At 63.7% G+C, this 14,816-nt stretch carries 14 protein-coding genes and 1 tRNA gene; all 15 read right to left on the reverse strand.

Going from position 1 to position 14,816, the window contains the following annotated elements; translation table 11 throughout:
- On the reverse strand, positions 1–95 hold a 95-nt coding region (locus E6K76_09325; protein ID TMQ57892.1), incomplete at its 3' end, for a hypothetical protein.
- Between the two features lie 43 nt (positions 96–138).
- Positions 139–2,220: an elongation factor G gene (fusA, locus tag E6K76_09330; GenBank protein ID TMQ57893.1), complete on the reverse strand. Its 2,082-nt coding sequence runs from the start codon at positions 2,218–2,220 to the stop codon at positions 139–141.
- A 22-nt stretch (positions 2,221–2,242) separates the two neighbouring features.
- A complete protein-coding gene (rpsG, locus tag E6K76_09335) occupies positions 2,243–2,713 on the reverse strand; it encodes a 30S ribosomal protein S7 (GenBank protein ID TMQ57894.1) in 471 nt (156 codons plus the stop codon).
- A gap of 6 nt (positions 2,714–2,719) precedes the next feature.
- Positions 2,720–3,097 carry a 30S ribosomal protein S12 gene (locus E6K76_09340; protein ID TMQ57895.1) on the reverse strand — a complete coding sequence of 126 codons (378 nt, stop codon included), beginning with the start codon at positions 3,095–3,097 and terminating at the stop codon, positions 2,720–2,722.
- Positions 3,098–3,166: 69 nt separating this feature from the next.
- Positions 3,167–7,309, reverse strand: a complete 4,143-nt coding sequence (rpoC, locus tag E6K76_09345) for a DNA-directed RNA polymerase subunit beta' (protein ID TMQ57896.1) — start codon at positions 7,307–7,309, stop codon at positions 3,167–3,169.
- An 18-nt stretch (positions 7,310–7,327) separates the two neighbouring features.
- Positions 7,328–11,185, reverse strand: a complete 3,858-nt coding sequence (gene rpoB / locus E6K76_09350) for a DNA-directed RNA polymerase subunit beta (GenBank protein TMQ57903.1) — start codon at positions 11,183–11,185, stop codon at positions 7,328–7,330.
- A gap of 57 nt (positions 11,186–11,242) precedes the next feature.
- On the reverse strand, positions 11,243–11,593 hold the full coding sequence (locus E6K76_09355; protein TMQ57904.1) for a 50S ribosomal protein L7/L12: 351 nt from the start codon (positions 11,591–11,593) through the stop codon (positions 11,243–11,245).
- 87 nt (positions 11,594–11,680) lie between these two features.
- Positions 11,681–12,196 (reverse strand): 50S ribosomal protein L10, encoded by a 516-nt coding sequence (locus tag E6K76_09360; GenBank protein TMQ57897.1) that lies wholly within the window; start codon positions 12,194–12,196, stop codon positions 11,681–11,683.
- A 42-nt stretch (positions 12,197–12,238) separates the two neighbouring features.
- Positions 12,239–12,949, reverse strand: a complete 711-nt coding sequence (locus E6K76_09365) for a 50S ribosomal protein L1 (protein TMQ57898.1) — start codon at positions 12,947–12,949, stop codon at positions 12,239–12,241.
- 8 nt (positions 12,950–12,957) lie between these two features.
- Positions 12,958–13,389, reverse strand: a complete 432-nt coding sequence (gene rplK, locus E6K76_09370; protein ID TMQ57899.1) for a 50S ribosomal protein L11 — start codon at positions 13,387–13,389, stop codon at positions 12,958–12,960.
- 114 nt (positions 13,390–13,503) lie between these two features.
- Positions 13,504–14,046: a transcription termination/antitermination factor NusG gene (gene nusG / locus E6K76_09375; protein TMQ57900.1), complete on the reverse strand. Its 543-nt coding sequence runs from the start codon at positions 14,044–14,046 to the stop codon at positions 13,504–13,506.
- Positions 14,047–14,049: 3 nt separating this feature from the next.
- Positions 14,050–14,241, reverse strand: a complete 192-nt coding sequence (secE, locus tag E6K76_09380; protein ID TMQ57905.1) for a preprotein translocase subunit SecE — start codon at positions 14,239–14,241, stop codon at positions 14,050–14,052.
- An 80-nt stretch (positions 14,242–14,321) separates the two neighbouring features.
- Positions 14,322–14,399, reverse strand: a tRNA-Trp gene (locus E6K76_09385).
- A 20-nt stretch (positions 14,400–14,419) separates the two neighbouring features.
- Positions 14,420–14,569 carry a 50S ribosomal protein L33 gene (gene rpmG / locus E6K76_09390; protein TMQ57901.1) on the reverse strand — a complete coding sequence of 50 codons (150 nt, stop codon included), beginning with the start codon at positions 14,567–14,569 and terminating at the stop codon, positions 14,420–14,422.
- A gap of 12 nt (positions 14,570–14,581) precedes the next feature.
- On the reverse strand, positions 14,582–14,816 hold a 235-nt coding region (gene tuf, locus E6K76_09395; protein TMQ57902.1), incomplete at its 5' end, for an elongation factor Tu.

Below are 14,816 nucleotides of genomic sequence, written 5' to 3' on the forward strand. Positions count from 1 at the left end.
ATCGCCGCCGTCAACGTCGTCTTCCCATGATCCACGTGCCCTATCGTCCCCACGTTCACGTGAGGCTTCGTCCGCTCAAACTTCTGCTTCGCCATTTCGATTCCTCCGGCCGCTGAGATCGCTCCCCAGCGGTACGGTTCAGCTCCCTTTGACCTTGGCGATGATCTGTTCCGCCATGGCCTGCGGCATCTCGTCGTACCGTGAGAACTGCATGGAATAAACGGCCCGTCCCTGGGTGATGGAGCGGAGCCGCGTGGAATATCCGAACATTTCGGCGAGCGGCACGGAGGCCGCCACGACGCGCGCGTCGGAGCGCTGGAACATGCCTCCGATGCGGCCGCGCCGCGAGCTCAGATCACCGATCACGTCCCCCATGTACTCCTCGGGCACGACCACTTCGACGTCCATGATCGGCTCGAGAAGCTTCGGACCGCCTTTCGCCGCGGCCTCCTTGAACGCCATCGAGCCCGCGATCTTGAACGCCATTTCCGAGGAGTCGACTTCGTGAAACTGCCCGTCGATCAGATCCACCTTCACGTCCACGACGGGATAGCCGGCCATGATGCCGTTCTCCATCGCCTCGATGATGCCCTTTTCCACCGAGGGGATGTACTCCTTTGGGATCGCACCGCCTCGGATCTCGTTCTCGAACTGGAAGCCGCTGCCCGGTGGAAGCGGCTCCAGCATGATCGTCACGTCCGCGAACTGGCCGCGCCCGCCCGTCTGGCGGATGAACCGCGTGCGCTGCTCCACCTTCTTGCTGATCGTTTCCTTGTAGGCGACCTGGGGCTTCCCGATATTCGCCTGGACGCTGAACTCGCGCACCATCCGATCCACGAGGATTTCCAAGTGCAGCTCCCCCATCCCGGAAATCAGCGTCTGCCCCGAATCCTCGTCGGTTTTCACCTTGAAGGTCGGGTCCTCGTCGCTCAGCTTCCCGAGCGCCGTCGCCATCTTCTCTTCGTCCGCTTTGGTCTTCGGCTCGATCGCGACCTGGATCACCGGCTCGGGGAAGTGCATCGCCTCGAGCACGATCGGGTGGTCCTTGTCGCAGAGCGTGTCGCCCGTGTGGACGTTCTTCAGGCCGACCGCCGCGGCGATCTCGCCGCAGTACACTTCCTCGCGGTCCTCGCGCTTGTTCGCGTGCATCTCGACGACGCGTCCCAGACGCTCGCCTTTCTCCTTCGTCGAGTTGTACACGTAGGTGCCCGCCTTCAAGGTCCCGGAGTAGACGCGAAAGAACGTCAGCTTGCCGACATAGGGATCGGTCATGATCTTGAACGCGAGCGCCGAAAACGGCTCGTCGTCCGACGGGCAGCGCTGCTCGTGCTCCAGGGTCTTGGGATTGATGCCCTTGACCGCGGGCACGTCCAGCGGCGCGGGGAGATACGCCACCACCGCGTCGAGAAGCCTCTGCACGCCCTTGTTCTTGAACGCCGTTCCGCCAAGGACCGGCACGATTTTCCCGCTCAGGGTCCCCTTGCGGATCGCGCGCTTGATCATCTCGGGGGTCACCTGCTTGCCGTCGAGGTACGCATGGAGCAGCTCGTCGTCGTACTCGGCGATCCCCTCGAGCATCTGGTGCCGCGCCTCGGCCGCCTTCTTCTCGAGATCGCGCGGGATTTCTCCTTCGACGTAATTCGCGCCCATCTCGTCCGACTCGTACGTGATCGAGTTCATCTCGATCAGGTCGATCATCCCGGTGAACCAGTCGCCGATGTAGACCGGGATCTGGAGCGGAATCGCGAGCGCGCCCAAACGGTTCTTCATCATGTTCACGACGAAATTGAAGTCGGCGCCGACCCGGTCCAGCTTGTTCACGAACGCGATCCGGGGCACGCCGTACTTGTCGGCCTGCCGCCACACGGTTTCGGACTGCGGCTCGACTCCGCCCACGCCGCAGAACACCGCGACGGCACCGTCGAGGACCCGGAGGGAGCGCTCCACCTCGACCGTGAAGTCGACGTGGCCTGGCGTATCGATGATGTTGATCTGGTGGTTGTGCCAGAAACAGGTCGTCGCGGCGGAGGTGATGGTGATTCCCCGCTCACGCTCCTGCTCCATCCAGTCCATGGTGGCCGCGCCGTCATGGACTTCCCCCACCCGGTGGACCTTCCCCGTGTAATAGAGGATCCGCTCGGTCAGAGTCGTCTTACCGGCATCGATGTGGGCCATGATGCCGATGTTCCGCATATGAGAAAGATCGTACTGCCTGGGCACTTCGAAACCGTCCTTAACCGCTTTACCAGCGATAGTGGGCGAAGGCTTTGTTGGCCTCCGCCATTTTGTGTGTGTCCTCTCGTTTCTTTACGGCTCCGCCTTCGTTCTTCGAAGCCGCGATGAGCTCCGCCGCGATCCGCTCCGACATGGTGTGGTCGGGGCGCATGCGCGAGTACTGGATGATCCAGCGGAGCGCGAGCGCCGTCCGCCGGTCCTGGCGCACTTCCACCGGGACCTGATACGTCGCGCCGCCCACGCGCCGGGACTTCACCTCCAGCACGGGCTTTACGTTCGCGAGGGCCGACTTGACCACCGAGAGCCCGTCCGAGCCGACCTTCTTCTCGATGATGTCGACCGCGTTGTAGAAAATCCGCTCCGCCACGCTCTTCTTGCCTTGGATCATGAGCGCGTTCACGAAGCGCGTGACCAGGACGTTGTTGAAACGCGCGTCGGGCTGAACCTCGAACTTATGAATCTTGCTGGCGCGTCGCATGAGCGCTTACGGCCCCTTCTTCCGCTTGGTGCCGTACTTGGAGCGGCTCTGCTGGCGCCCTTCGACCCCGGAGGCGTCGAGCGTTCCGCGCACGACGTGATAGCGCACGCCGGGGAGATCCTTCACGCGGCCGCCCCGGATCAGGACGATCGAGTGCTCCTGCAAATTGTGCCCCTCGCCCGGGATATAGCATGTGACCTCCATCCCGTTCGTGAGCCTCACGCGGGCGACCTTGCGAAGCGCCGAATTGGGCTTCTTGGGGGTCGATGTATAGACGCGCGTGCACACGCCGCGTTTCTGCGGCGCCCCCTTCAGAGCCGGCGAAGCCGTCTTCGAGAGCTGCCGCTTGCGGCCGAGTCGCACAAGCTGGTTCAGGGTCGGCACCTAAGTTTCCTCATGACAATCGGTTTGGGCGCAAAGAACGCACAGTGTACTCACTCCCGGAAAGCCCGGTCAAGCACTTTTTATCTCCTCCTCGACGCCGGCCACCCGTTCGGTCTCATCTTCCTCTTCAGCAATGACTTCGACGCCCCGGTAGCGGGACATCCCGGTGCCGGCCGGGATCAGGTGCCCGATGATGACGTTCTCCTTCAAACCGCGGAGGTGGTCGGTCATTCCGAGCACGGAAGCCTCTGTCAGAACGCGAGTTGTCTCCTGGAACGAGGCCGAGGAGATGAAGCTCTGCGTCGAGAGCGATGCCTTCGTAATCCCAAGCAGGAGAGGCTGATACGTCGCCGGCTGCCCCCCCTCGGACTCCACGCGCCTCTGCTCGATTCGGAGCTGGGCCTTGTCGACCTGCTCCCCTTCGAGGAAATTCGTGTCGCCGGGGTCCTCGATCCTCACCTTTTGGAGCATCTGCCGGACGATCACCTCGATGTGCTTGTCGTCGATCCGGACGCCCTGGAGCCGGTAGACCTCCTGGATCTCGTTGACCAGGTACTCCTGGACCGCCTGGATGCCCTTGATTTTCAACATATCGTGAGGATTGACCGGACCCTCCGTGAGCCGGTCGCCCGCCTTGACGTAATCCCCCTCCTGGACGTGCATGTGCTTGCCCTGGGGAATCAGGTATTCCCGAGTATCCCCGGAGTCTCCGACCACGAGGAGCTTCTTCATGCCTCGGCTGACCCCCCCGAATTCGACGCGCCCGTCGATTTCCGAAACGGTCGCGGCGTCCTTCGGCTTCCGCGCCTCGAACAGCTCGCTCACCCGGGGCAGACCGCCCGTGATGTCGCGCGTCTTCGAGATCTCGCGGCGGATCTTGACCAGCGGCTCTCCCGCCGTGACTTCCTGGCTGTCGCGCACGAGGAGGCGGGCGCCGGTCGGGAGCGGATAGCTCGCCACGCGCCGACCGCCCGAACCCACGATGTCGATGTGCGGCTGAAGCACCTTCTCGCGGTCGTCGACGATGACCATGAGGCGAAGCCCCGTGTTCTCGTCGACCTCGTCACGAACGGTGACCTTCTCCTTGATGTCCACGAAGCGGACCGTGCCGGACTTCTCGGTCAGAATCGGCGTGTTGTAGGTGTCCCATTCGAACAGATCGTCTCCCGCCGTGACCGGGGCGCCGTCTTTCACGTCGACGGTCGCGCCGTAAGGCGGCGAGTAGCGATGGCGCACCTTGCCGTCCTGATCCAGGACCTCGATCTGGCCCTTGTGCCCGACGACGACCAGCGAGCCGTTCTGCCGCTCGACGACTTCCAACTCGCGGAATCGGACAGAGCCGGTGATCTTCGCCTTGATCCTCGACTGCTCGACGATGCGTCCCGCGACGCCGCCGATGTGGAAGGTCCGAAGCGTAAGCTGCGTGCCGGGCTCGCCGATCGACTGCGCCGCGATGACGCCCGCGGCCTCACCCAGCTCGACCATGCGTCCGGTCGCGAGATTTCGCCCGTAACACTTCGCGCAGATGCCGCGCGTCGCCTCGCACTTCAAGACCGACCGGATCGCGACTTTCTCGATCCGCCCGCTCTCTTCGATCGCTTCCGCGGCCTCCTCCGTGATCTCCTCGCCCGAGCGGACGATCACGTCTCCCGTATTGGGGTCGACCACATCCTCGATCGCGACGCGCCCGAGCACACGGTCTCCTAGCGGCTCGATCACCTCTTCGCCTTCCTTCAAGGCGCCGACCTCGAGCCCGCTCACCGTGCCGCAGTCCTCGATGTTCACGATGACATCCTGCGCCACGTCCACGAGACGTCGCGTCAGATACCCCGCGTCGGCGGTCTTGAGGGCCGTGTCGGCGAGCCCCTTCCGCGCGCCGTGGGTTGAGACGAAGTATTCGAGCACCGTGAGCCCTTCTTTGAAGTTATGGATCACGGGGGACTCGATGATCTCGCCGAGGCCGCCTGTAATTTTCTTCTGAGGCTTCGCCATGAGCCCGCGCATTCCCGCGAGCTGGCGGATCTGCTCTTTCGTTCCGCGCGAGCCGGAGTAGGCCATCATGTAGATCGGATTGAAGCCGTCCCGGTCCGAGGCGAGACCCTGGAACGTCGCCTCTTCCACCTCGGTCGTGACGTGGGTCCAGGTATCGATCACCTTGTTGTAGCGCTCGCCGTCGGTGATCACCTTCTGCTGGTACTGCTGGTTGATGTGGGCCACGTCCTTTTGCGCGCGCTCGATGATCGCGGCCTTGGAGCCCGGAATCAGGATGTCGTCGATGCCCACGGTGATCCCCGCCTGGGTCGCGTAGGTGAACCCCAGATTCTTGAGCGAATCCAGGATGATGGCGGTGGTCTTGTTCCCGAGATTCCGGTGGCAATCGCCGACCAGCTCCTCGAGCGCCTTCTTGTCCATCTCCGTGTTCTTGAACGGAATCCCCAACGGCACGAGGATCTCGTTGAACAGCACCCGCCCGACGCTGGTGTCGAGCCGCTGCCCGTCGAGATGGAGCACGATCGGATCGTGGAGCCCAGCCTGTTTATGGTCGTAGGCCGCCCGCACCTCCGTCATGCCGGCGTAGTGCTTCGGCTTCTTCCCCGGGGGAAGCGGCCGCTTCCGCGTCATGTAGTTGCATCCGAGCACGATGTCCTGGCTGGGCGCCGCGACGGGACGGCCGTTCGAGGGAAGCAGGATGTTATTGGTCGAGAGCATGAGCTGCCGCGTCTCGATCTGCGCCTCGAAGGAAAGCGGAACGTGGACCGCCATCTGGTCGCCGTCGAAGTCGGCGTTGAACGCGCCGCACACCATCGGATGGATGCGGATCGCCTTCCCCTCGACGAGCACGGGCTCGAAGGCCTGGATGCCGAGCCGGTGGAGCGTCGGCGCGCGGTTCAAGAGCACCGGGTGTCCCTTGATGATGTCGCCCAGGATGTCCCAGACCTCGGGGCGCTCGCGCTCGACGAGCCGCTTGGCGCTCTTCACGGTCTGGACGAAGCCCTTGTCCTCGAGCTTCCGGATGATGAACGGCTTGAAAAGCTCCAACGCCATGTTCTTCGGGAGCCCGCACTGGTGGAGCTTGAGCTCGGGTCCGACCACGATCACCGATCGGCCCGAGTAATCGACGCGCTTGCCGAGGAGGTTCTGGCGGAAACGGCCCTGCTTTCCCTTGAGCATGTCGGAGAGCGACTTCAGGGGCCGGTTTCCCTGGCCGCGCACCGCGCGGCTGCGCCGCCCGTTGTCGAAGAGCGCGTCCACCGCTTCCTGGAGCATCCGCTTCTCGTTGCGCAAGATGACTTCCGGCGCGCGGATGTCGATGAGCTTCTTCAGCCGGTTGTTGCGGTTGATGACGCGCCGGTAGAGATCGTTCAGGTCCGAGGTCGCGAAGCGGCCGCCCTCGAGTGGAACGAGCGGGCGCAGATCCGGAGGAAGCACCGGGATCGTGGAGAGGATCATCCACTCCGGCCGGTTGCCGCTCTGCCGGAACGCCTCTACGATCCGGAGGCGCTTCAGCGTCTCCTTCTTCCGCTGGACGGAGTTCTCGATCTTGGCGATCGCGCGAAGCTCGGCGGAAAGCTCGTCCAGGTCGATCTCGGTGAGGAGATCGCGGATCGCCTCCGCGCCCATTTTCGCGTTGAGCGTGATCGTCTCGTCCTGCGTGAGCTCGTAGTACTCATCTTCCGAGACGAGCTGCTTTTTCTTCATGCCGCTCGTGCCGGGATCGATCACGACGTAGGACTCGTAGTACAGGACCCGCTCCAGGTCGCGGATCGACATGTCCAGCAGGTGTCCGATGCGGCTCGGCACCGCCTTGAAGTACCAGATGTGGGAGACCGGGACCGCGAGGTTGATGTGCCCCAGCCGCTCGCGGCGCACCTTGGCCTGGGTGACCTCCACGCCGCAGCGGTCGCAGATCACGCCGCGGTAGCGGATGCGTTTGTACTTGCCGCAATTGCACTCCCAGTCCTTGACCGGTCCGAAAATCTTCTCGCAGAAAAGACCATCCCGCTCGGGCTTGAACGACCGGTAGTTGATCGTCTCGGGCTTCGTGACCTCCCCGTGCGACCAGCCCCGGATCGTCTCCGGCGAAGCGAGCATGATCCGTATGGAATTGAACGCGAGCCTCCGCCGCGAGATGTCGCGGTCGTCGACCCGGGCCAGTGAGAACCGCTGACGTTCCGTTGCGAGAGGCGACTTGATTCCGAACAGTTCCTGCATCGTGCCGTGCCTCCTCGTCTACGCTTCGTCCCGAAGCTGAACGTCCATGCAAAGACTCTGAAGCTCTTTGACCAACACGTTGAACGATTCCGGCGTGCTCGGAGCCGGAGGGTTCTCCCCTTTGACGATCGCCTCGTAGATGCGCGATCGACCCACGACATCATCCGATTTGACCGTCAGCAGCTCCTGTAGCGTGAAGGCCGCCCCGTATGCCTCGAGCGCCCACACCTCCATCTCTCCGAACCGCTGCCCGCCGAACTGGGCCTTGCCGCCCAGCGGCTGCTGGGTGACCAGCGAATACGGGCCGATCGAGCGCGCGTGGATCTTGTCGTCCACGAGATGCGAGAGCTTCATCATGTAGATGTAGCCCACCGTGACGCGCTGATCGAAGGCCTCGCCGGTGCGCCCGTCGTACAGAACGCTCTTCCCGTCCTCGGGCAGCTTCGAATCCCTCAGGCAGGCCTTGATCTCGTCCACGGTGGCGCCCGCGAACACCGGGGTCGCCACCGTCGCGCCGAGCTCCTGCGCCGCCCAGCCGAGGTGCGTTTCGAGCACCTGGCCGATGTTCATTCGCGAGGGCACGCCGAGGGGGTTCAGCACCATGTCCACCGGCGTCCCGTCGGGCAGATACGGCATGTCTTCCTCGGGCATGATCTTCGCGACCACGCCTTTGTTGCCGTGCCGGCCGGCCATCTTGTCGCCGACCGAGAGCTTGCGCTTCTTGGCGACGTATACCTTCACCAGCTTGACCACGCCGGGAGGAAGCTCGTCCCCGCGCGTCACCTTTTCGATTTCCTTTTCGAGGTTCTTCTCCACGCGGTCGAGCGCGCGCGCGGCGCCTTCCAGAAGGCTCCAGAAGCGCTCGTTCGCCTGGTCGTTCCGCGTGACTTGCGTCTTGTACGGGATCGCGTCGAGATCGGCCTGGGACAGGAACTCCTCGTCGATCTTCTTGCCGGCCCGGGCCACGGGCTTTTCCTCGTCCCCCTCCACCCACTTGTTCACGTACTCGCCCAGCAGCACCCTCGCCACCTCGGAGGCGCGCGTCTCGTGGACGCGGTCCTTTTCCTTCTTCGCCTGGCGGCGCAGGCGGTCGATCTTTCGCTTCTCCTGCTTCTTGGTCGACTCGTCCTTCTCCCGCCGGCTGAACACCTTCGTGTCGATGACGACCCCGTCCATCCCCGGAGGCGCCTTGAGGGAGGCGTCCCGCACGTCGCCGGCCTTCTCGCCGAAGATCGCGCGGAGCAGCCGCTCCTCCGGCGTCAGATCGGTCTCACCCTTCGGCGTCACTTTGCCGACCAGGATGTCTCCCGCCTTGACCCGGGCGCCGATCCGGACGATGCCCTCTTCGTCCAGATTCTTCACCGCTTCCTCGCTCACGTTCGGGATCTCGCGGGTGATTTCCTCGGCCCCGCGCTTCGTGTCCCTCACCTGCAGCTCGAACTCCTCGATGTGGATCGAGGTGAAGCGGTCCTCCTTGATGAGGCGCTCCGAGACCAGAATCGCATCTTCGTAGTTGTAACCGCCCCACGGCATGAACGCGACGAGCACGTTCGCGCCGAGCGCGAGCTCGCCATTTCGCGTGGCGGCCCCGTCGGCCAGGAGCTGTCCCTTCTTCACGCGCTCGCCTTCGGCGACGAGCGGACGCTGGTTGATGCACGTGTCCTGATTCGAGCGTTTGAACTTGGTGAGCCGGTAGAGATCGACGCCGGCCATCTCCGAGTAGTCGACGGTCCGCGGTTTTCCTTCCGGCTGGTCGTAGCGGACCAGGATCTGATCCCCCGAGACCCATTCCACGGCTCCCCCCCGCTTCGCCACGATGAGCGCGCCCGAGTCCTCGGCCACCTTGCCTTCCAGGCCGGTTCCGACGAGAGGCGCCTCGGTGAAGAGGAGCGGCACGGCCTGGCGCTGCATGTTGGAGCCCATCAGCGCGCGGTTGGCGTCGTCGTGCTCGAGAAAGGGAATGAGCGCGGCCGCGGGGCTCACGAGCTGGATCGGGGAAATATCCATGTAATCCACGTCGGCGGGCTCGACCATCGGGAACTCGCCCTTCTCGCGGACGTTCTGCTCGCCCACGAGATGGCCGTGCGAGTCGACCGCAGCGTTCGCCTGCGCGATCTTGAAGCGGTCCTCCACGTCCGCGGAGAGGAACTGAACCTGTTTCTTATCGACGGTCCCGCCCGAGACCCGGCGGTACGGCGTCTCGAGGAATCCCAGGTCGTTCACGCGCGCGTACGTCGCGAGCGAGGAGATGAGACCGATGTTCGGGCCTTCCGGCGTCTCGATCGGACACATCCGGCCGTAGTGCGTGTAGTGCACGTCGCGCACCTCGAACCCCGCGCGGTCCCGGGTGAGACCGCCCGGACCGAGCGCGCTGAGCCGCCGCTTGTGGGTCAGCTCCGCCAACGGATTCGTCTGATCCATGAACTGCGAGAGCTGGCTGGAGCCGAAGAAGCTCTGGATCACCGCCGAAATCGTACGCGCGTTGATCAGGTCGTACGGCGTGACCTGCTCCGCGTCCTGGAGCGTCATACGCTCCCGGATGATCCGGGCCATCCTCGCGAGGCCGACGTTGAACTGGTTCGAAAGAAGCTCCCCCACCGCCCGCACCCGGCGATTCCCGAGGTGGTCGATGTCGTCCGTCGTAATCGCAAGCCCGGGCACTTCGGCGCCGAGCCTCAGGTGGATCAAGTACGCGATGATGACGATGAAGTCTTCCGGGCAGAGCGTGGTCTGCTCGTCGTCCGGAACCGCGAGGCTGAGCCTCTTCCGCTTGTCCTTCAGACCGAGAAGGATCTCGTGCGGGAGCTTGCGGTTCAGCTTGTAACGGCCGACCTTGGCCAGGTCGTACCGCTTCGGATTGAAAAAGAGCTTCTTCAAAATGTCCCGGGCGGTGTCCGCGCGCGGCGGCTCGCCGGGACGCAGAAGGTTGTAGATGCGCGTGAGCGCCTCATCCTCGGTCTTGGTGGAATCCTTTTTCAGCGTGTTGCGGATGATGTCCGCCTCGTCCCGATGCGCGATGACAAACGTCTTCACGGTGGCGAACCCAGCCTTCCGGAGGCCCTCGATCCGCTCCATCGTGATGATTTCGTTGGCCTCGAGGAGAACCTCCCCCGTTCGTTCGTCGACCACGTCCTCCGCGGCGACCTTGCCGACCGCGTCCGGCTCCCGCTTGGACCGAGCGCCGCCGATCTCCTCTTCCTCGGTATCGTAGAAGAGCTCGAGAATTTCACGATCCGTCACATACCCCAGCGCCTTGAGCAGCACCGTCACCGGGAGCTTCCGCTTCCGGTCGATGTGCACGTACATGATGTCGTTCACGTCGAGGCTGAACTCGACCCACGACCCGCGATAGGGGATGATCCGCGCGGTGAAAAGCTTCTTTCCGTTCGGGTGGATCAGATCGTCGAAGAAAACACCCGGCGAGCGGTGGAGCTGGCTCACGATCACCCGCTCCGCGCCGTTGATGATGAAGGTGCCCTTGTCGGTGATGATGGGCAGTTCGCCCAGATAGACTTCCTGCTCGATGATGCTCTTGTCCTTGCGCCCCTCCTCCGTGTCCTCGCGGACGCGCAGGCGCAAGGTGGCCTTGAGGGGAACCGAAAACGTCAGATCCCGCTCCTGGCACTCGTCCACGGAATATTTCGGATCCCCCAGGTCGTACCGCACGAACTCCAGCGAGAAGTACTCGCGCGGATCACTGATGGGGAAGACGCTGTTGAAAACCTCCTGAAGCCCTTCGTTCTTGCGCTTCAGGGGCTCGACATCGGCCTGAATGAAATTGCGAAACGACTCCAGTTGGACGTCGAGCAGGTTCGGGATCTGGATGTCCCACTCCCGCTCGATCTTGCTGAAGCTCCGTCGCTCTTTGCCGCGAATCGCTTTCACGTCGATTTCACCCTTTCGATTAAGCCCACTGGAACCGGGAGCGGCCAACTAGCGAATCTCCACGGCGGCGCCGTTCTCCTCCAGCTTCTGCTTGATCGACTGAGCCTCTTCCTTCGAGACCTTCTCCTTGACCGGCTTCGGAGCGCCGTCGACCAGGTCCTTCGCTTCCTTGAGCCCCAGTCCGGTGACCTCGCGGACCACCTTGATGACCTGGATCTTCTTGTCTCCGGCGCCCATGAGCACGACGTCGAACTCCGTCTTCTCCTCGACCGCCGCGGCCGCGCCCGCGCCCGCGCCGGGCATGGCCGCCATCATCGGCATGGCCGCCGTGACGCCGAAGTGCTCCTCCATCTTCTTCACGAGGCCCGAGACTTCGAGCATCGTCATGCTCTCCAACATCGAGATGATCTGCTGCTCCTTCGTCGCTGCTTCCACGGTGCTTTCCCTCCTCCGGAATCGCGGCGGGTCCCGACCTTGGCGCGGACCCTAGCCCTGTTTCTTCTTAGCGATGGCGTCGACGGTTCCCACCAGTTGCCGCAGCGAGCCCGAAAGCACGCCGACGAATCCCTGGAAGGGCGAACGAAGCGCCCCGATGAACTGGCCGAGCAGCACCTCGCGAGGAGGCAGTTGGGCCAGGATCTTGATGCCGTCGGCGTCGTACAGCTGACCGCCGACATACGCCGCCTTGAGGGCGGGTTTTTCGAATTCCTTGGAGAATTCGGCCAGGATCTTGGCGCCCGCGATCTCGTCCGGCCCGAGCGCGATGCCCGTGGGGCCTTCGAGATACGGATCCAGCTCCCGGACGCCCCTTCCGGCGAGCGCCAGCTTCGTGAGCGTGTTCTTCTCCACGACGTACTCCACGTGGGCGTCGCGAAGCTTTCGCCGCATCTTCGTGACCAGATCCACGTTCATTCCCGTGAAGTTGGTCAGCACGATCGATTTCGACCGGGCGATCGCCTCGGTCAGCTCACGTACCCGCTCTTCTTTTTCCGCCGTCGGCATGGACGCGCACTCTCCGTTTCGTGAATCGGTCCGCTTGGGTCGCTACGCTTTGAAGCTCGCCTGGACCGTGGCCGGGTCGAGACGCACCGGGGGGCCCATCGTCGAGCTCAGGGTGACGCTGCGGATGTATTGCCCTTTCGCTGCGGGCGGCTTCGTCCGGACCACCTCGCGCAAGAAGGTCTCTACGTTCGCGAGAAGCTGCTCTTTGGCGAAGGAGGCCTTTCCTACCGGCGCGTGCAGATTCCCGGCCTTGTCGACCCGGTACTCGATCTTGCCGCCCTTGACGTCCCGGACCGCCTTCGCGACGTCGAACGTGACGGTTCCGCTGCGCGGGTTGGGCATGAGACCGCGCGGACCGAGGACGCGGCCGAGCTTGCCCACGTCTCCCATCATGTCCGGCGTGGCGATGATGCTGTCCACGTCGAGCCAGCCTTCGTTCAACTTCTTGATCCACTCGTCGGAGCCGACGAAATCGGCCCCCGCGTCGCGCGCCTCCTTTTCCTTCTCGCCCTTCGTGAGCACGAGGACGCGCACCTTCTTTCCGGTGCCGTGCGGCAGCACGACCGATCCGCGCACCAGCTGCTCCGCGTGGCGCGGATCGACGCCGAGGCGCATCGCGACTTCGATCGTCTCATCGAACTTGGCGGTAGCCGTCGTCTTCAGCCGCTCGATGGCATCCGGCAAGCTCGAGAGCTTCTCCGCCTGCAGACCCGCCGCCTGAGCGGCGTTCCGGTAGCGTTTTCCCGTTTTCATCGCCGCCCCTAACCCGCGATCTCGATGCCCATGCTGCGCGCGGTGCCTTCCACCATCTTCACCGCGGCGTCCAGATCATTGGCATTGAGGTCGGGCCTCTTGAGCTCCGCGATCTCGCGCACTTGCGCGGGGGTCACCTTGGCGACCTTGTTCCGGTTCGGTTCCCCGGATCCCTTTGCGATTCCCGCGGCGCGCTTCAAGAGCACCGCGGCGGGAGGAGTCTTGGTGATGAAAGTGAACGACCGGTCGCTATAGACCGTGATCACCACGGGGATGATGAGCCCCGGCTGCCCCTGCGTGCGCGCGTTGAACGCCTTGCAGAACTCCATGATGTTTACGCCGTGCTGCCCCAACGCGGGGCCGATCGGCGGCGCGGGAGTCGCGTTCCCGGCGGGCACCTGGAGCTTCACCAGAGCCTGAACGGGTTTCCCTTTGGCCATTGGATCATCCTTTCCTGTCGCGGGATTCTTCCCGCTCCCACATCGCGTGGTCGCGCGCCGGACTCCTCGGCGCCCGTCGCCGCCGGCCGTCAGACCGGCTTTCGCAGCCCGTTGCTAGACCGGCTGCACTTGTAGAAAGTCGAGCTCGACGGGAGTCGCCCGTCCGAAAATCGACACCATCACTTTGACTTTCTGCCGTTCCGGATTCACCTCGTCCACGACCCCGGTGAAATCGGTGAACGGTCCGTCCACGACCTTCACGTGCTCGCCCGACTTGAACGGCACCTCGGTCGACCCTTTCGCGCGGCCGCCCGCCTCCAGCTGGCCCAGCACGCGTTTCACCTCGGTCTCGCGAAGCGGGATCGGATCCTGCCCCGAGCCCACGAAACGCGTCACTCCGGGAACGTTCTGCACCAGCGTGCGCGTCTCCTGGTTCAAATCCATCTCGACGAGCACGTAGCTGGGGAACGTCTTCCGCTTCGATGTGATGCGCTTGCCATCCTTCATCTCGGCGAACTCCTCGGTAGCGACGAGGATTTGGCCGAAATGGGACTCCAGCCCCGTGGCGTGAATCGCGCGCTCGAGGTTGGTCTTCACCTTGTTCTCGTGCCCCGAGTAGGTGTGAATCACGTACCACTGCATCGTGGTTCCTTCCATGGACTAGCCCACCATCCGGATCAGGGCCTCGAACGCGAACGAGAGAGCGCGGTCGACGATGCCGATGAAGATCGAGATCACGACGACCATCACGATCACGACGATCGTCGAATCGCGCAGCTCGGTACGCGACGGCCAGCTGACTTTGCTCACTTCCACGCGGACGTCGCGCACGTAATCCCTGACCGCCTGGATCGCGGAGGTCCGCTCGGCACTTTTTTCGGTCGTCAATTCTGCGCGCACGGAATGAACCCTTTCAGACACCTACGACACCATGGCAGGCCAGGAGGGATTCGAACCCCCGACACCCGGTTTTGGAGACCGGTGCTCTAGCCAGGCTGAGCTACTGGCCTACCCAGGTCTCGTCCCCGGACTACCGGGTTTCCTTGTGAATCGTGTGTTTCCGGCAACGGGGGCAGAACTTCTTCCACTCCACGCGGTCGGGATGCTTGCGTTTGTTCTTCGTGTTCGTGTAGTTGCGCTCCTTGCATTCGCTGCAGGCGAGCGTGATTTGATCGCGCATGGCTCTCCGCCCTTACTCCTGGATCTCCGTTACGACGCCGGCGCCGACGGTGCGGCCGCCCTCGCGGATCGCGAACCGAAGCTCCTTCTCCATCGCGATCGGCGTGATCAGCTCCACCGACATGTCCACGTTGTCCCCAGGCATCACCATCTCCCGCCCCTCCGGCAACGTCGCCACCCCCGTCACGTCCGTCGTCCGGAAATAAAACTGAGGCCGATACCCATTGAAAAACGGCGTGTGCCGCCCC

The sequence above is a fragment of the Candidatus Eisenbacteria bacterium genome (genome assembly GCA_005893275.1).
In the GTDB taxonomy this organism is placed as follows: Bacteria; Eisenbacteria; RBG-16-71-46; order SZUA-252; family SZUA-252; genus WS-7.